This is a genomic window from Arthrobacter sp. TJ-217, from assembly GCF_058269255.1.
The window spans coordinates 400680-417071 of record NZ_JBZCNJ010000001.1 but is presented as its reverse complement, the minus strand read 5'-3'; the positions used below and the strand labels follow the sequence as shown (position 1 = coordinate 417071).

15 protein-coding genes are annotated in these 16392 nt (G+C 69.4%); 10 read left to right on the top strand and 5 right to left on the bottom strand.

Going from position 1 to position 16392, the window contains the following annotated elements; all coding sequences use genetic code 11:
• Nucleotides 1-35 precede the first annotated feature (35 nt).
• Complete coding sequence (locus AC4D2R_RS02110; RefSeq protein ID WP_490937003.1) at nucleotides 36-1349, bottom strand: MFS transporter; 1314 nt, start codon at nucleotides 1347-1349, stop codon at nucleotides 36-38.
• A 183-nt stretch (nucleotides 1350-1532) separates the two neighbouring features.
• Nucleotides 1533-3497 carry an acetate--CoA ligase gene (acs, locus tag AC4D2R_RS02105; protein WP_490937001.1) on the bottom strand — a complete coding sequence of 655 codons (1965 nt, stop codon included), beginning with the start codon at nucleotides 3495-3497 and terminating at the stop codon, nucleotides 1533-1535.
• A gap of 310 nt (nucleotides 3498-3807) precedes the next feature.
• On the opposite strand from acs, the gene AC4D2R_RS02100 reads away from it, so the two are divergent.
• Genes AC4D2R_RS02100 through AC4D2R_RS02090 form a run of 3 tightly spaced genes read left to right on the top strand, consistent with a single transcriptional unit; the run spans nucleotide 3808 to nucleotide 6645 of the window.
• A complete protein-coding gene (locus AC4D2R_RS02100) occupies nucleotides 3808-5151 on the top strand; it encodes a hypothetical protein (protein WP_490936999.1) in 1344 nt (447 codons plus the stop codon).
• Nucleotides 5152-5176: 25 nt separating this feature from the next.
• Nucleotides 5177-5974: an endonuclease III gene (nth, locus tag AC4D2R_RS02095; protein WP_490936997.1), complete on the top strand. Its 798-nt coding sequence runs from the start codon at nucleotides 5177-5179 to the stop codon at nucleotides 5972-5974.
• On the top strand, nucleotides 5971-6645 hold the full coding sequence (locus AC4D2R_RS02090) for an NUDIX hydrolase (RefSeq protein WP_490936995.1): 675 nt from the start codon (nucleotides 5971-5973) through the stop codon (nucleotides 6643-6645). Before nth ends, AC4D2R_RS02090 begins: the two co-directional genes overlap by 4 nt.
• A gap of 12 nt (nucleotides 6646-6657) precedes the next feature.
• Here AC4D2R_RS02090 and AC4D2R_RS02085 read toward each other — a convergent pair whose 3' ends face one another.
• On the bottom strand, nucleotides 6658-8349 hold the full coding sequence (locus AC4D2R_RS02085) for a bifunctional 3'-5' exonuclease/DNA polymerase (protein WP_490936992.1): 1692 nt from the start codon (nucleotides 8347-8349) through the stop codon (nucleotides 6658-6660).
• A 105-nt stretch (nucleotides 8350-8454) separates the two neighbouring features.
• Between AC4D2R_RS02085 and ssd the strand changes: the two genes are divergently transcribed.
• The 7 genes from ssd to AC4D2R_RS02050 all read left to right on the top strand — a co-directional run bounded on the left by ssd (nucleotide 8455) and on the right by AC4D2R_RS02050 (nucleotide 13275).
• Complete coding sequence (gene ssd, locus AC4D2R_RS02080) at nucleotides 8455-9570, top strand: septum site-determining protein Ssd (protein WP_490936990.1); 1116 nt, start codon at nucleotides 8455-8457, stop codon at nucleotides 9568-9570.
• Entirely contained in the window at nucleotides 9567-10757 is a 1191-nt protein-coding gene (locus AC4D2R_RS02075) for a TadA family conjugal transfer-associated ATPase (RefSeq protein WP_490936988.1), read from the top strand. Before ssd ends, AC4D2R_RS02075 begins: the two co-directional genes overlap by 4 nt.
• A complete protein-coding gene (locus AC4D2R_RS02070; protein ID WP_490936986.1) occupies nucleotides 10754-11512 on the top strand; it encodes a type II secretion system F family protein in 759 nt (252 codons plus the stop codon). The genes AC4D2R_RS02075 and AC4D2R_RS02070 overlap by 4 nt, the downstream gene beginning before the upstream one ends.
• Nucleotides 11512-12171 carry a type II secretion system F family protein gene (locus AC4D2R_RS02065; protein ID WP_490936984.1) on the top strand — a complete coding sequence of 220 codons (660 nt, stop codon included), beginning with the start codon at nucleotides 11512-11514 and terminating at the stop codon, nucleotides 12169-12171. The genes AC4D2R_RS02070 and AC4D2R_RS02065 overlap by 1 nt, the downstream gene beginning before the upstream one ends.
• 147 nt (nucleotides 12172-12318) lie before the next feature.
• On the top strand, nucleotides 12319-12567 hold the full coding sequence (locus AC4D2R_RS02060) for a DUF4244 domain-containing protein (RefSeq protein WP_490936982.1): 249 nt from the start codon (nucleotides 12319-12321) through the stop codon (nucleotides 12565-12567).
• A gap of 5 nt (nucleotides 12568-12572) precedes the next feature.
• Nucleotides 12573-12938, top strand: a complete 366-nt coding sequence (locus tag AC4D2R_RS02055) for a TadE family type IV pilus minor pilin (protein WP_490936980.1) — start codon at nucleotides 12573-12575, stop codon at nucleotides 12936-12938.
• Nucleotides 12931-13275, top strand: a complete 345-nt coding sequence (locus AC4D2R_RS02050; RefSeq protein ID WP_490936978.1) for an Rv3654c family TadE-like protein — start codon at nucleotides 12931-12933, stop codon at nucleotides 13273-13275. The genes AC4D2R_RS02055 and AC4D2R_RS02050 overlap by 8 nt, the downstream gene beginning before the upstream one ends.
• Nucleotides 13276-13294: 19 nt before the next feature.
• Here AC4D2R_RS02050 and AC4D2R_RS02045 read toward each other — a convergent pair whose 3' ends face one another.
• The gene (locus AC4D2R_RS02045) at nucleotides 13295-15613 is read right to left on the bottom strand and encodes a DEAD/DEAH box helicase (RefSeq protein ID WP_490936976.1); all 2319 of its coding nucleotides are present in this window, start codon (nucleotides 15611-15613) and stop codon (nucleotides 13295-13297) included.
• Nucleotides 15614-15661: 48 nt separating this feature from the next.
• On the bottom strand, nucleotides 15662-16312 hold the full coding sequence (locus AC4D2R_RS02040) for a GNAT family N-acetyltransferase (RefSeq protein WP_490936974.1): 651 nt from the start codon (nucleotides 16310-16312) through the stop codon (nucleotides 15662-15664).
• Nucleotides 16313-16392: the final 80 nt, after the last annotated feature.

Sequence of the window (16392 nt, the reverse complement as noted above, 5' to 3'; positions counted from 1 at the left end):
TGCCCCAGAACCTCGCCCCGGCTTCCGAAGGCCCGTCAGACGCCGGGAGCCCCGGCCCGAGAGCGGAGGCGCACCGCGGCGACCGCGCCGGCGAAGGTGATGAGGCTGAGGGCCGCCAGCACGATGCCGGGGTGCCACCAGGCGCCGTCCGTTGCCTGCCCGAATGCCTGGGTGAGCGAGGGCACGAAGCCTGCGGCGATGGCGGCGAGGCTGTAGGCGAAGGAAAGCGCTGTGAAGGCTGTCCGGGGGTTGAAGATGTCCGCCATGAGCCCGCCGAGAGCGGCCCAGGTGGCGGTGGGGAGGATTCCACCAAGGAGGATCGCGGCGATGTAGGTCGGTTCGGTGGAGATGCTGATGAACCAGTAGAGCGGGAAGGCGATCAGGGCGGTGCCCAGGGCGCCTCCGGCGACAACCTTCGCCGAACCGATCCGCATGGCCAGGTAGCCGAAGGCGGGGATGGTGACCAGCTGGAGCAGTGACCCGATCAATGCCGCGTTGAGGACAGTCGCTTCGCTGAGGCCCAACCGTTCGGTGCCGTAGGCCTGGGTGTAGGAAACCATGAGGAAGTAGGAGCCGATGCCGAGGACGGCCGACGCCGCGGCGACGATGATTCCCACCGGCTGGGCGCGGAGCACCTCGAGGAAGGGGATGCGCGCCAGCTTGTTGCTGTTGGCCGCGTCCTTGAAGACCGGGGTCTCGTCGATAGCGAGGCGCAGGTAAATGGCGATCGCCAGGAACGGGAAGGCAAGCAGGAACGGGATGCGCCAGCCCCAGGTGGTCATGACGTCAGGCGCCGCGACCGTGAGGATCAGGAAGATGAGCGAGATGAGCATTGTGCCAACGGGGGAGCCCAACTGGGGGATCGACGCGTAGAGCGCGCGCTTGCGAGGTTCCGCGTGTTCGGTGGCGATGAGGATGGATCCGCCCCATTCGCCGCCGAGGGAGAGCCCCTGGAGCAGGCGGAGAACGGTGAGGATGATCGGCGCCCACACCCCGATGGTGTTGTAGTCCGGGAGCAGGCCGACAGTGCCGGTGGCAAGGCCCATCAGGGTGATTGTCCAGATCAGGGTCTTCTTGCGGCCGATGCGGTCCCCGAGGTGCCCGAAGAGGATGGCGCCCAGCGGGCGGGCGACAAAGCCCATCGCGAAGATCAGGAACGCCGAGAGGGTTCCGGCCAGAGGGTCCTGCTGCGTGAAGAACACTTCGTTGAAAACGAGTGCGGCGGCGGTGCCGAAAACGTAGAAGTCGTAGGACTCGAGCGCTGTCCCGACGAAGGAGGCGCCGGCTACCCTGCGCGCCATCCGGGGGTTGGGCGTGGTGGCGGGCGCAGAGGCAAGTGATGTGGACACGCTGACGATTGTCCCTCCGCCTTCGGGACGCGGCCAACGTTTGAGTCCAATCTCACACCGGCACCGGTACCGGCGCCGACGCCGACGGCCTGGTCCGGCGGGCGGCCGCAGGGACGCCCCTTGGCGGGGCGGCCCTGCGGCCCGTTCTGCCGACGCGCCAATGCCGCAGGCTGCTTCAGCCGGCTACTTGCGCAGCGACGCGGCGATCTGCTGCATCACGGTGTTGTCGGCAAGCGTTGTTGCGTCCCCGACCTCGCGTCCCTCGGCGACGTCCTTGAGCAGGCGCCGCATGATCTTGCCGCTGCGCGTCTTGGGCAGCTCCGGGACAACCAGGATGTTCCGGGGCTTTGCGATCGGGCCGATCTCCTTGCCCACGTGGTTGCGCAGCGTCGTGACGATGTCGTCGTCGTCCTTCGCCGACCCGCGCAGGATCACGAACGCCACGACCGCCTCCCCGGTGGTCTCGTCCTTGGCACCGACGACGGCGGCCTCGGCCACCGACGGATGGCTCACCAGGGCTGACTCGATCTCGGTTGTCGAAAGCCGGTGCCCGGAGATGTTCATGACGTCGTCAACCCGGCCGAGCAGCCAGATATCGCCGTCCTCGTCCTTCTTCGCTCCATCGCCGGCGAAGTACATATTGTCGAAGCGCGACCAGTAGGTCTGCTTGAACCGCTCCGGGTCGCCCCAGATGCCGCGCAGCATGGCAGGCCAGGGTTCGCGGATCACGAGGTAGCCGCCGGCGCCGTTGGGAACCGATTCGCCCATCTCGTCGACCACGTCCACTGCGATGCCGGGCACGGCGACCTGCGCCGAGCCGGGCTTGGTGCTTGTCACCCCGGGCATCGGGGCGATCATGTGGGCGCCGGTCTCGGTCTGCCACCAGGTATCGACCACGGGCGCCTTCCCCCCGCCGATGATCTCCCGGTACCACATCCAGGCCTCGGGGTTGATCGGTTCGCCGACCGAGCCGAGGACCCGGATGGAGGAGAGATCGTACTTCTTGGGGATGTCCCTTCCCCACTTCATGAAGGTACGGATGGCAGTGGGTGCGGTGTAGAGGATCGACACCTTGTACTTCTCGATCAGTTCCCACCACCGGCCCTGGTGCGGGGTGTCCGGGGTCCCCTCGTACATGAGCTGCGTGGCGCCGTTGATCAGCGGGGCATAGGCGACGTAGCTGTGCCCGGTCACCCACCCGATGTCGGCGGTGCACCAGAACACATCGGTCTGCGGGCGAAGGTCGAACGTGGCCTTGTGGGTGAACGCCGTCTGGGTCAGGAACCCACCGGTAGTGTGAAGGATCCCCTTCGGCTTGCCCGTGGTCCCCGAGGTGTAGAGGATGAACAGCGGGTGCTCGGAGTCGTGCGCCACGGCCGTGTGCTCGGCGGACGCGGTGTCGACGACGTCGTCCCACCACAGGTCGCGGCCCTCGGTCCACTCAACGGGTTCGTTGTTGCGCCGCACGACGACCACGTTGGCCACTGTGTGACCGTCCCGGGCGAGGGCGCCGTCGACGGCGGGCTTGAGTGAGCTCGGCTTGCCCCGGCGGTACGTGCCGTCCGCCGTCACTACGAGCTTGGCCTCGGCGTCGTCGATCCTGCTGCGCAGCGCATCGGCGGAGAAACCGCCGAACACCACCGAGTGGACCGCTCCGATGCGGGCGCACGCCAGCATGGTGATGACGGCCTCGGGAATCATGGGCAGGTAGACGGCAACGCGGTCGCCCTTCTGAACGCCCAGGGATTCGAAGGCGTTCGCCGCCTTCTTGACCGCCGTCGTGAGGTCGGCGTAGGAGTAGCTGCGCGTGTCGCCGGGTTCACCCTCGAAGTGGATGGCCACCCGGTCACCGCGGCCGGCCTCGACATGGCGGTCAAGCGCGTTGTATGCGGCGTTGAGCTTGCCGCCGACGAACCATTTGGCAAAGGGCGCATCCGACCAGTCGAGCGTCTTGGTGAAGTCGGTCTCCCAGGTGAGGTGGCTGCGCGCCTGGTCGGCCCAGAACTCGGGGCCCTTGGCCTTGGCCTCCTCATACAGGGCCGGCTGCACAACGGCCTGCGCGGCGAATTCTTCGGATGGCGGGAAGCGGCGTTCCTCGTGGAGCAGGTTTTCGAACGCGTCGCCTTGCCTTTGGGCGCTATCAGACATTTCTATCCCCTCTGCAGCTCAGTTCCTCTACTCAGTTCCTCTACCGGTGAAGCGTTCGGGCGGAACGGCTCCCAGCCGTGCCCCGACACCGGCATCTCCTTGACATTATCGGCCAGTTCCGTTCCGATGTGTCAGCAGTCACACCGCAGATGTAAGAGGCGACAAATGTGCGCCGAACGGCTCCACCGCCGCCGGGCCTGCTAGAGATGGCGAACGGGGGTGGCTAGTGTGGTGGGAGGAGACAAGAGCACTGATTCACGCACGGCCGGCTCAGGGCGGCCGTGCGGCCGCCACGAACGGGAGATTCACCATGACCGAACACCAACCGGGCCGCCAGCTCGATGACCGGGGGCCGCTGGTTTCAAGCGCCGGTGACTCCGGCCGGCCGGATGCGCCTGCGCAGCCCGCCTCCGACGCCACCCACGCAACGAGCCCTGCCGCTGTCGGGCCGTTCACGCTGCGTGAGGTGGTGCTTGCGGCGTCGGTCGCGGTGATCTTCCTCGGCACCCTGCTGCCCTTCTTCCAGGGTGTCGTCCGCTACGCCAACTTCTGGAACACGCTTCCGCTGTTCTTCGTCGGAATCGGCATCCTCCTCCCGCTTGCGGCTGTGGCACTGGTCATCGGCCGCCGCCGCGGTGCCTCGAGCCTTCGGGTCGGGTCGCTGTCGGCGGACCAGTTTGCGTCGGTCGCCGCCGTGCTCGCGGCAACGTTCTTTTTCCTCCAGACGATGAGCGCCTTCCACATCGGCCCGCTCATCTCCCTCATCGGAGCACTCGGAATGCTTGCGGCAACGGTGCTGGCCCCGCACCTGCCCGTGCTCAAGAAGGACTTCCACGACCGTCCCGATTCCGCGGCGCACCCGGTGGCACGTGCGGTTCTTCCCACCCGGCCCAAACCTCCCAAGCCCGTCTCCGCTCAGGCCGGCCACGACGCACAGGCATCCGATACACCGGCATCCAATGCGCCGGACGCCGACGCCACCGGCGCCGCGGGCCCGGCCAAGGCCAGCCTTGCCAAGTCCGGCCATGCCATCTCCAGCACCGCCAAGACACTTGCCGCACGCTTCCGCAGCCCGCGGAAGGCAGGCCCGGATGATGCAGCGGCCGCCAATGGAGTGGCCTCCGCCGTCGGCGGCTATGGCGCCACAGCCGTAGGATCACCGGCATCCGGAGCGCAGATGACTGCCGCCGACACTGACCCGTCCGAGCAGCCGGCCGACGCCGCGGAGCGCCCGCTGAACGGCGCTGCTTCCGGGGCTTCAACGGCTGTGACCCCGGAGGCCGACACGGAACGCGGCCACGGTTCGACGGCGGCGCCGGAGGACTCGGCGGACGCGGATTCCAAGCCCGACCCGGCACCCCGGACGCGCGTGCATCCCGTTGCGGCGAGCACCCCCGTGGAACAGCAGGAGCCCATTTCCGCGACCCGCAGCGCCGACGACGATCAGGTCGTTGAAGCGTTCTGGTTCGCCGTCGGCACCCCGCGCCCGGTGATCGACGAACAGTCAGGCCGGACGCTCTTCACCGTGGAGCCCGGCGACTGGGAGGTCGGGATCGAGGACCGCGGCACCGAATTCCTGGTCCAGGACAAGCGCACCGGCCAGATCGGCATTATGCACGACCTCACCAACATCGAGCGGGCGCCGCGGGACTAGGGGCAGCCCCAGGAAAGGCCGGATCATGAAGGCAAAGGCCCGGGAGCCCGAGTCGCCGGTTGCGCTCAAGCGCCGGGCGCGCCGCATCCATCGGGTGCTCGCCGAGCAGTACCCCTACGCGGTGGCGGAACTCGATTTCCGCAACCCGTTCGAGCTGCTCGTCGCAACCGTCCTTTCGGCGCAGACGACCGACGTGCGTGTGAACCTCACAACGCCGGCGCTGTTCGCGCGGTATCCCGACGCCCGGAGCCTTGCAGAGGCCAACGCCGAGGAGCTGCAGGAAATCATCCGCCCCACCGGCTTCTTCCGGGCAAAGGCCAACAGCCTCCTCGCCCTGTCGAACCGCCTCGTGGATGAGTACGACGGCGAGGTGCCCAACCGCCTCGAGGATCTCGTCACCCTTCCGGGGGTAGGGCGCAAGACGGCGAACGTGGTGCTCGGCAACGCCTTCGGGATCCCCGGCATCACGGTCGACACCCATTTCGGGCGGCTGGCACGGCGATTCCGCTGGACCGAATCCGACGACCCGGTGAAAGTCGAGGCCGAGGTGGGCCTGCTCTTTGAGCCGCGGGACTGGACGATGCTTTCCCACCGGGTTGTCTTTCACGGGCGCCGCATCTGCCATGCGAAGAAGCCGGCCTGCGGTGCCTGCCCCGTTGCGGCGCTGTGCCCGTCTTACGGCGAAGGCGAGGTCGACCCGGTGAAGGCCGCCAAGCTCCTTAAATATGAGCTGGCACCGGGGCGCGAGGAACTGCGCGAGTTGATGGTCAACGGCGCGAGCCGCGCCGAGCTGCGTGCGGCCGGCCACAGCCTCGGAACGTGAGCGCCCACCAGTCCCTGCGGAATTACGCCGCCTCGATGACGGGTGCGACGTCGGCGCAGTTCCACACCACCTGGCACCTTCGTGTCCTTGACCCCGACACCGCACGGCGGGCCGCCGTCCTGATCCTCTTCGGGGCCGACGACCAGCATCCACCGGGGGAACCTGTTGACCCGAGGGATCTCGACCTGCTCCTGGTCAAACGTGCCGGTTCCTTGAACAACCACCCCGGCCAGGTCGCCTTTCCGGGCGGCGAGATCGACCCCACCGACGCCGACGAGCCGGCGGCGGCGCTGCGCGAGGCCCGTGAGGAGACGGGGCTTGACCCCGCGGGGGTTGAAGTGCTCGGCGTCCTGCCCGAAGTGGGGCTTCCGATCAGCAACTTCATGGTGACACCGGTGCTTGGATGGTGGGCGCTGCCGACTCCCGTGGCCGTTGTTGACCTCGCCGAATCCTCCCATGTGTTCCGGGCACCGCTTCGGGAACTGCTCAATCCCGAGAACCGCAGGACCGTTGTGTACTCCCGCCGGGGTTTCACCGGGCGGAGCCCGGGCTTCGTGCTCCCAGGAGCAACGGTCTGGGGCTTCACCGGGATCCTGCTCGACTCCATTCTCGACGGACTGGGCTGGACCGAGCCGTGGGACGCCTCCCTGGAGATCCCCCCACCCCGGTGAGCCGGCAACCGCCTATTTGGCGTCGGCGTAGGAGCGCACCACCACCACGTTGACGGCGAATTCGATCGGAATGGGACCGAACATCAGCGCTGTCGCCGCTGCGGCGGCCTCCTCGAGGAGCACGCTGACCTCCGCGGCGCGGTCTTCGGGCACATGGAGCATCACCTCGTCGTGGAGGAAAAACACTAGGGCCGTGACCGCTGTGGGACCGCCCGCCTGCCTTAGCCGGCGGCGCACCTCGGCAAGCCAGCACAACGCCCATTCGGCCGCGGTTGCCTGCACCACGAAGTTCCGGGTGAAGCGCCCCCGGGCCCGGGCGGCAGCGTCGGCGCGGCGCTGCTCCTCCGCCGTCGCCGTCTGCTGTGAGGCGCGCCAGCGCTCCGACGCCGGTGGGCAGCCCCTTCCCAAATAACTGGTGACGGTGCCGCCGGCCTCCCCGGTGCGTGCAGCCGATTCCACAATGGCGATCGCCTTCGGGTAGGTGCGGGTGAGCTGGGGCATCAGCCGCCCCGATTCGCCCGTCGTCGCCCCGTACATCGCCCCGAGCATGGCCAGCTTGGCTTTTGCCCGGTCCCCGCCGAATCCCTGCTCGGCGATGCCCTGGTAGAGGTCCTTGCCCCGGGCCGCGGCGGCGAGCGCCGAATCCTGCCCCAGCGCGGCCAGCACGCGCGGCTCGAGCTGGGCCGCGTCGGCGACGATCAGCACATGTCCCGGGTCGGGCCGGACTGCGTCACGGACCTGCCGGGGGATCTGCAGGGCGCCCCCGCCCCGCGACGCCCACCGCCCGGAAACAACGCCGCCCACCACGTACTCGGGCCGGAAGCGGCCCTCCTCCACCCAGGTATCCAACCAGGTCCAGCCGTTCGCGGTGAGCAGCCGCGAGAGTTTCTTGTAGGCGAGCAGCGGTTCGATGGCCGGGTGCTTCTGGCGCTCAAGCTCCCAGGAGCGGGTTGTTGCCACTTCGATCCCCGCCCGGTGCAGGGCCCGGATGAGCTCCTGGGGTGAATCAGGGTTCAGTGTCGGGTTCCCCAGGGCACGCCGAAGCTCGGCGGCGAGCAGCTCGAGTCCGGCCGGGCGCTGGCCCTCGGGCGGGCGGGGCCCGAGGAGCCGTTCAAGGAGTTCCTCATGCACGTCCCTGCGCCACGGCAGGCCCGCCGCTTCCATCTCCGCGGCCAGGAGCGCTCCGGCGGATTCGGCGGCGAGCAGCAGGGCGAGACGTCCGGGGTGCCGGGAGGCGGCGACGGCCTCCAGTTGCTGCCGGAATTCCGTGGACACCGCCTCAAGGCCAGGGCCGGAAGCCCGGACGACCTCGTCGAAGAGACTGCTCTGGTTCGGTGCGGGGGCCGGTGGCAGAAGCTGCCGCGGAAGCGGTGCCTCCTCTCCGTCGGGCGCCTGCGCGCGCAGCTCCTCAAGGTAGGGGGAGGGTGCGCAGTATCCCGAGTGGGTGAGGACAGCCCGGGCCAACGCGAGGTCGTGGCAGCGGTCGAGGCTGATGCCTCCGGCCAGCAGGGCCGGGTACCAGGCGCGCGCGTTGTCCCAGACCCAGCGGGGAGAACCGGACTCGAACCGAGCGAAGACGTCGTGCAGTTCCCCGGCACCGGCCCGCAGCATAGGGCCGGTAGGGGAGCCGTCCGCGGCAAACGGCTGGAACACGGCCGCGGTGTCCGGCTCGGTGCTGGGCGGGTGGGCCACGACGACATACATACGATCATTGTCACCCGGGCCCCTCCCCATTCCGTGCCCGGCCGGATTGTCCACATAGCCGGGGCGCGCCCGCCCCGGACCGCACGTGGTGCGCAGGATGGAGCGATGACGGTCAGGTCCTCCTGGGTTCCCGCAGCCGCCACCGAGCACTGCGTGGCACTGGTGGGCGGAGCGCAGGCGCTGCGCGACGAGGCGGCGCGCGTGGGTGCGGCGGCTGGTGTGGTTCTGGTCCAGGCCGATTCGGTGGCACAGGCGCTCCAGCACAACCCGGCGGTCCTGCTCCTAACCTGTGACAGCGCCAACGCGGCCCTCCCTGCGGATACCCCGGTGATCCTCATCGGAGGAAAGGAGGACGAGGGTGCCGTCTGGGCGGCTGCCTCCCGAGCCGGGGCAGGCAGGGTCGCCATCCTTCCACAGGCAGCGAGTTGGCTCGCGGAACACCTGAGTGGTGCGGGATCAGCGGCGCGTTCCGGAACGGTGGTCGGGATAATGGGTGCATCGGGCGGTGCCGGGGCCACGACTCTCGGCTGCTGGCTCGCCGACCATGCGGGGGCGGGCGGGATGCGGACCGTCCTGATCGACGGCGACCCTGGCGGCGGTGGCCTGGGGCTCGCCCTCGGCGGGGCCGCCGGTTCCGGTGCCTGCTGGGACGACCTGGCCGAAGTGCGCGGGGCGCTGCACCCAGGCCAGTTTGCCGCAGCGCTGCCCCAGACGCGGAACTTCGCCGTGCTGTCCCAGCGGACTCCCGGCATCGGGGCCGGCACTCCGCCGCTCGGCCGTGCCCGCCCTGGATACCCGGGGCACGGCTCCGAGGCCGTGGCTTCGGTGCTTGCCGCTGCCCGCGATGCCTACGACCTCGCCGTCGTCGACCTGGGCGCGGCACACGCCGCTGGGGATTCCCTCTCCGGCTACTGCCAAAGCATCATCGTGGTCGTGCCGGCGCGGCCGCGGCCGGTCTCAGCCGCGGGGCGGATTCTTCCGCTGCTTGAACCTTCCTCCGTGGAGGTGGTGGTGCGCGGCCCGGTCCTCAACGGGCTCGATCCGGACCGGATCGCCGAGGCCCTCAGCCTGCCCAGGATCCCCGCCTTCCTTCCCTGGCTGCGTGCGGTACCGGCGGCGGAGGCGCAGGAACGGCTACTTGAACTCGGGCACCGGCGGGGCCCCCGGCGCGTTTGCGCAGCACTTGCCTCCCGGATCTGGGGAAGGCCGGCCGCGGGATGACCTGGCACGAGTCCCGCACCCGTCATGCTGCCGGCGCTGATACGGCATTGGTCACCGAGGTGAGGGCCGCCGTGCTCTCGGGGGCGGACCCCCTCACCGGGGCGGGTCTGGCCGACGCCGTCCGCTCCACGGGCCGGCTTCTCGGCTCCGAGGGAACGCTCACCGCCGTTGACAGGCTCCGCGCCGAATTCCAAGGCCTCGGGCCCCTGCAGCACCTGCTGCAGGATGAGGCGGTGACGGACATCCTTGTCAACGGGCCCTCGCAGGTCTGGGTGGACGGGGAGTCGGGGCTCCACCGGGTTGGCGCGGTCTTCCCGCACGAGGGCGAGGTGAGGGCTCTCGCCACCCGGTTGGTCGCCGCAGGAGGCAGAAGGCTCGACGATGCGAACCCGTGCGTGGATGTGCGCCTCAACGGGTTCCGTATCCACGCCGTTCTGCCTCCCATCTCGACCGAAGGCACCCTGCTTTCCATCCGGATCCGGCGCGAGCGGGTTTTCTCCCTGGCCGAGCTTGAGGCAACCGGTGCCCTTCACCCGGAAATGGCGGGCATCCTTCGCTCCGTGATCAGGCGGCGCCTCAACTTCCTCATCAGCGGCGCCACAGGGACGGGCAAGACGACGCTCCTTTCCACGCTGCTGGGGATGAGCAGCCCCACCGAGCGGATCGTCCTGGTGGAGGACGCGGCGGAACTGAGCCCCCACCACCCGCACACCGTCGGGCTTCAGGCACGCTACGGCAACCTCGAAGGGGCAGGAGTCATGGAGCTTGCCGACCTTGTACGCCACGCCCTGCGGATGCGCCCCGACCGCCTGATCGTCGGCGAGTGCCGCGGAGCGGAGGTGAGGGAACTGCTTGCCGCAATGAACACCGGCCACCACGGGGCAGGCGCGACAGTGCACGCCAACTCGGCGCGGAGCATTCCCGCGCGGTTGACGGCACTCGGGGCGCTCGCAGGGCTTAGCCCCGGTGCGCTGGCGCTGCAGGCCGCAAGTGCCCTCGACCTGGTGATCCACCTCGTCCGCACACCCGCCGGGCGCCGGGTGGAGCAGCTTGCCCTGGTCGGACTGGAGGATGGAAGCCGGCTTGAGGTGCGACCGGCCCTCACCTGGAATGGAACGGGGTGCTCACGGGGCACCGGGTGGGAGGGCCTCCGGGAGAAGCTCGAGGAGGCAGGGCCGCTGGGATGACCGGACTTCTCGTTGCCCTGCTGCTCGGTGCCGCGGCGGCGGTGCTGCGATTGACCACGCCGTTCCCCGCTGATGCGTGGCGGCGACCGCCTGGCGGTTCGGGCCTCCAGGGGAGCGGCCCCGCCCGGGGCTCGCGCGTTCCCCGCCCGAAGGACCCGCCCGTTGACCCGAATGACATCCCGTTGTTCGTCCGCCAGCTCACCGGTCTGCTTCAGGCAGGGAGGATGCCGCAGCAGTTGTGGGCGGACCTTGAGTCCGTCTATGCGCCGGCGGCCACTCCGGGATCAGGGTTCGCGCCCAGTGTCCTGCCTGTCATCCAGGCGGCGGCCCGGGCTGCGGCGCTGGGCCTGAGCGTTCCCGAGGTGCTCAACAGCGCTCCACCCCTCCGAACCGATTCCGCGCGGGCATCACCGTTAACCCTGTGGGTCGATCTCGCTGCGTGTTTCTCCGTCGCGGAACGGACCGGAGCCCCCTTGGCCCAGGTCCTGGCGCGGTACGCTGACCAGCTCGACGCGGAACTTGACGCCCAAGGTGCGCGGGACAGCGCGCTCGCCGGCCCCAAGGCAACGGTGTCGCTGCTGACCTGGCTCCCGGTCTTCGGGCTCCTGCTCGGCTACCTCATCGGAGCGGACCCGCTGCGCGTGCTGTTCGGCTCACCCCTGGGCAACGCTGTCCTGGCGGCCGGGTGCCTGCTCATGGCGGCCGCGCGCGTCTGGTGCTCCCGGCTGGTTGCCGCTGCGGCGAGGCGCACCTGATGGGCCCGGCGCTCACGGCGGCGCTTCTCCTTGCCGCCTACGGAATCCTCACCCTCTCCGCCCGCCCGTCGCTTGTGGCTCCGTCGAAAGGGAGCCCGCGTCGCGTGCCTGCCGGAATCACCGATGCGACCTTGATGCTCGACCTGATGGGAGCCATGCTCGCCGCCGGCGCACCGGCCGATCACGCCCTCTCCGTCCTGGCCGACATGGTGGAGGAACCGGTGGCACGCAGAATCACCCACGCCGTGGCCGCCCTCAGCCTGGGGTCGGAATGGGAGGCGGCATGGCAAGCCGGGCCCGACCCACCCGCCGGTGCATGGGACCCCTTGCGGCAGGGATCCCGGCTGACTGCCGCCGCAGCGGGACGCCGGCCCCTCGGGCGTTGGGGATCAGGGCGCCGCGCGCAGGGGCAGCGAACGGCCGGAGTCGATGCAGCCGCCGAACTCCGCGATGCACTGCGCTTTGCCGCGCTCACCGGCGCCCCATCGGCGGCCATCGTCCATGCGTGCGCGGGTCAGCTGCGGCGGCGGCAGAACCGGGATCTTGAACGGCGGGCCGCTGCGCTCGGGGTGAAGCTGGTTGTGCCGCTGGGGGTCTGTGCGCTTCCCGCCTTCGTCTGTCTGGGGGTGGTGCCCGTCGTGCTCGCCCTCCTGCCGTGAACAGCCGGGTCCCGGCCCCAGGTTATCCACTTATCCGGCATCCCACCACCGGCCGCAGCCGCAGCGGGGAAGAGTATCTTCATGCCGCAGCCGCGGCCCATCGACCGTCCCGGGCAGGACCGCCGGGCCCCAAGCAGGGAGAAATCAATGTCCTCATCAGACGCCGGAGCGCCGGGCGCCGCAACCGACCCACCGAAGGGGCCGGACCGGGACGACGCGGACAAGTCCCGGACAGTACCGCCGGACCACGCGGAGTCCGGACTGGCCACCGCTGAATACGCGATCGTCATGCTCGCCGCGGTCGGATTCGCCGCACTGCTCGTCGCCGTTCTCTCCAGCGGAGAAGTGCGGGACCTGCTGATGTCACTGATCACGTCGGCGCTGAATTTCGGCTGAGCACCATGCGCCAACGAGCCGTCAGGGGCGGAGCCGGCGAACGGGGAACGGTGACTGCCGAGGTCGCCGTCGCCCTGCCGGCACTCGTGCTGCTGCTCGCTGCGCTGCTGGGGGCCGCCGCCGTCGGGGTGACGCAGCTACGACTGGAGGAGGCGGCCCGCGCGGGCGCACGGGAAATTCAACGCGGAGAGCCCCCGGGATCGGTTGAAGCCACAGTGCTTCGCCTGGCCGGAGACGACGCCGAGCTATCGGTGTCCGCGGGCGCGGGATGGGATTCCATCACCGTGTCGTCCCCGGTCCCCGGGCACTTCCCCGGCATCTCGGAGATCCGGCTCTCGGCGACAGCAGAGAGCCGATCCGAAAATGGCTGAGGAGGAGGGAAGCGGAACGGTCCTTGTGGCGGCGCTCGCCGTCGTCCTGCTGGTGCTGCTCTCGCTGTCGGTCCTTCTTGTCCACGGCATGGTGGCTGCGGCGAGGGCCTCAACCGGGGGCGATCTCGCAGCCCTGGCGGCCGCCGACGCGGCCCGGGGGCTGCGGGACGGCGAGCCGTGCGCCGTCGCCCGTGAGGTCGCCGAAAAGCACGCCGCCCGGCTTGAGCACTGTGCCCTGTCCGGGGCGGGTCACTCGATCGTAACGGTGCGCGTCACGGTGTCAGCAGGATCCGTCCTGCCGCCCGCCTCCGCAGCGGCGCGGGCCGGTCCGCCCTGAACGCTGCCGCCGGGTCCGCTTAGGGCGCCTGGTCGAGGATCAGCGTGAGGAGGGAGACCGCGCCCACCTTGCTGAGGGGATTGTTGCGGTTCCCGCATTTCGGCGACTGAACACAGGAGGGGCACCCGTCGGGGCACTCGCAGGAAGCAATGGCATCACGGGTCGCCGTGAGCCACACCTTCGCCGCCTGGAATCCCCGCTCGGCGAACCCGGCCCCGCCGGGATGCCCGTCGTAAACGAAGATGGTCGGCAGCCCGGTGTCCGCATGGAGCGCCGTCGATACGCCGCCGATATCCCACCGGTCGCTCGAGGCGACCAGCGGCAGCAGCCCGATCGCGGCGTGTTCCGCGGCGTGCAGGGCGCCCGGAAGTTCCTCGGCCGGGATGCCGCCAGCTGAAAGAAGCTCATCGCTGATTTCGAACCAGACGCTCTTGGTGAACAGGCTGCGCGCTTCGAGCTCGAGGGGCTCCTCGCCCAGGATCTCGTTTGAGACGAACGCCTTGCGCTGGAACGACACAACCTGGGTGGTCACCTTCACATCTCCGAAGTTGACGAGAACCTTCCCCCACTGCTCCGTGTCGCCGCGCTCAAGGACCTCGATCTGCGTGATGTCGCGGGCCTGAGTGTAGAAGTCGGGATTTGCGCGGGAGACGACGGCGCAGTGGTCCTGCTCGTCGAGGGACTCCACGACGTAGGTGCGCCCCTGGTGCACGTAGACGGCGCCGGGATGCGCCTGGTAGTGGCTCTGCGGCGAATCCATGGTTCCCAGCACCGACCCGGTCTCGGCCTCGACGATGGTGATCGGGCCGCCGCCGTCGGCCCTGAGGTTCACCATCGCGGCGGCGCTCTGCGGGTGGGTCCAGAACCAGCCTGCAGGGCGGCGGCGCAGGTAGCCCTGCTCCGTGAGCTGGCCCAGCAGGGCCGCCGCGGTCGGGCCGAACAGCGGCAGGTCGGCGTCGGTGAGGGGCAGCTCCGCGGCCGCGGCGCAAAGGTGCGGCCCAAGCACGTAGGGGTTTGCAGGATCGAACACCGTTGCCTCGACCGCCACGTCGAAGACCGCCTCCGGGTGGTGGACAAGGTAGGTGTCGAGCGGGTCGTCGCTGGCGACGAACGCGGCCAGGGCGTCCTGCCCCGACCGGCCGGCCCTGCCGATCTGCTGCATCAACGACGCCCGAGTTCCCGGCCAGCCAGCCACGAGGACGGCGTCGAGCCCCGAAATGTCGATGCCGAGCTCGAGCGCGGACGTGCTTGCCACCCCCAGCAGCTCGCCGCCGCGCAGCGCCCGCTCCAGTTCCCTGCGTTCCTCCGGCAGGTACCCGGAGCGGTAGGCGGCCACCCGCTGCGGCAGGCTCGGATGCACCTCGTCGAGCAGCCGTTTCGACATCGAGGCGATGCTCTCGGCGCCGCGCCGCGACTTGATGAAGGCGATCGTGCGCACCTGGGCCGAGACGAGGTTTGTCAGCAGGTCGGAGGTCTCGGCGACCACCGTCCTTCGGGAGCGTGCGCCGTTCTCGCCGGCCGGTCCGGTCAGCTGGGGCTCCCAGAACGCCACGGTGGTCGAGCCGTGCGGGGAGGTGTCCTCGGTCACGGCTTCGACCGGCGCACCGATGAGCTTGCTGAACGACGCCGCCGGGTCGGCCGAGGTTGCCGAGGCCCCGATGAATACAGGGGAGGCGCCGTAGCTGGCGCAGATCCGGCGCAGACGGCGCAGGAGGTTCGCCACGTGGGAGCCGAAGACACCCCGGTAGCTGTGCGCCTCATCGATGATGACGTACTTGAGCCTGCGGAAGAACCTCGCCCACCAGGGGTGGTTGGGCAGGATCCCGTGATGGAGCATGTCCGGGTTGGCGAGCACCAGGTTCGCGTGGTCCCGGATCCACCGCCGAGCCCCGGTGTCGGTGTCACCGTCGTAGGTTTCGGCACGCACCGTCGGCAGCTTCAAAGCGTTCACCGCGGAGAGCTGGTCCGCCGCAAGTGCCTTGGTGGGGGCGAGGTAGAGCGAGACCGACCCGGAGGGTGCAAGCGTCGCCTGCATGGCGAGCTCGCTGCGGTGGATCTCATCGAGGACCGGAAGCTGGTAGGCCATCGACTTACCCGACGCGGTGCCAGTGGCGATGATCGTGTTGCGGCCCCCGTGCGCCGCATTGGCTCCCTGTACCTGGTGCCGCCACGGTTCGTTCACCCCAATTGACGCGAAGGCGCCGACGACGTCGGGGTGGACCCAGTCGGGCCACGGCTCGTGGACGGCCTTCCGCGCGGGGATCTCACGCACGTGAAGCAGCTCTTCCGGGGTTTCTCCGCCTCCGAGCAGGGAGATCAGGGAGTTCTGCTGTGCCACGCCGCCATTGTTTCACCCGGCCGCGGGCCGGGGCAGCGCAACCCGGCCTTATCCTCTTACAACGAACACATCCGCCAGGTGCTGCCAGCCCAGGAACTCGTAGAGGCCCCGCCCGTCCGACGACGCCATGAGCAATCCGATACGGACATCGTCCTCGAGGGCGGCGGCGATGAGCGCCCGCATCACGTAACTGGCCAGCCCGCGCCGGCGGAAGCGTTCTTCGGTCACGATGCCGTCGAACACGGCGAATTCGCCGGTGACGGCGACGGCGCCGCGGGCGGCCGGCTCTCCGCGGAAGGAGACCTCGACCCTGCGGCTGGCAGGACTGTCGATGCGCTTCAGGATGAACTCCTCATCCGGCGGCAGGGGGTCCTCGACGTCCTGGCCGCTCATGTCGGCGCTCATCAGGGACTGGTCGCGGTCGACAACGCGCATGTCCAGCGGCTTGGCGGCGTCGAGCAGGTCCTGCATGCGGTTGGTCACAACGGTCAGCAGCCGGGCGGGGTCCGCCTTCGTTTCGGCAGCCACCTGAAGGAACAGTTCCTCGGACGGCTCGTACAGGAAATGCTCGCTGACCTCGCGACCGTTGGTAAGCACCACGGAGGTCGTGCGCCCGTCATCGTGGCGCTCGTAGCCGCGGCAGGAAGACCACCCGGTGATCCAGGTGGCGAGGAGATCATTCGTAGCTTCAGTTCCCATGCACTGACGATAGTGGCCATCGTCGTCAAAAAACACCGTCCAGCCGGACAGTGATGATTTTGATGCACGAAGTAGGGTTA

Bases quoted from the DNA above. Each gene is read 5' to 3' on its own strand.
- acs (WP_490937001.1), bottom strand. From the start codon at position 3,497: ATGTCTGATAGCGCCCAAAGGCAAGGCGACGCGTTCGAAAACCTGCTC.
- AC4D2R_RS02100 (WP_490936999.1), top strand. From the start codon at position 3,808: ATGACCGAACACCAACCGGGCCGCCAGCTCGATGACCGGGGGCCGCTG.
- nth (WP_490936997.1), top strand. From the start codon at position 5,177: ATGAAGGCAAAGGCCCGGGAGCCCGAGTCGCCGGTTGCGCTCAAGCGC.
- AC4D2R_RS02085 (WP_490936992.1), bottom strand. From the start codon at position 8,349: ATGTATGTCGTCGTGGCCCACCCGCCCAGCACCGAGCCGGACACCGCG.
- ssd (WP_490936990.1), top strand. From the start codon at position 8,455: ATGACGGTCAGGTCCTCCTGGGTTCCCGCAGCCGCCACCGAGCACTGC.
- AC4D2R_RS02075 (WP_490936988.1), top strand. From the start codon at position 9,567: ATGACCTGGCACGAGTCCCGCACCCGTCATGCTGCCGGCGCTGATACG.
- AC4D2R_RS02070 (WP_490936986.1), top strand. From the start codon at position 10,754: ATGACCGGACTTCTCGTTGCCCTGCTGCTCGGTGCCGCGGCGGCGGTG.
- AC4D2R_RS02065 (WP_490936984.1), top strand. From the start codon at position 11,512: ATGGGCCCGGCGCTCACGGCGGCGCTTCTCCTTGCCGCCTACGGAATC.
- AC4D2R_RS02060 (WP_490936982.1), top strand. From the start codon at position 12,319: ATGTCCTCATCAGACGCCGGAGCGCCGGGCGCCGCAACCGACCCACCG.
- AC4D2R_RS02055 (WP_490936980.1), top strand. From the start codon at position 12,573: ATGCGCCAACGAGCCGTCAGGGGCGGAGCCGGCGAACGGGGAACGGTG.
- AC4D2R_RS02050 (WP_490936978.1), top strand. From the start codon at position 12,931: ATGGCTGAGGAGGAGGGAAGCGGAACGGTCCTTGTGGCGGCGCTCGCC.
- AC4D2R_RS02040 (WP_490936974.1), bottom strand. From the start codon at position 16,312: ATGGGAACTGAAGCTACGAATGATCTCCTCGCCACCTGGATCACCGGG.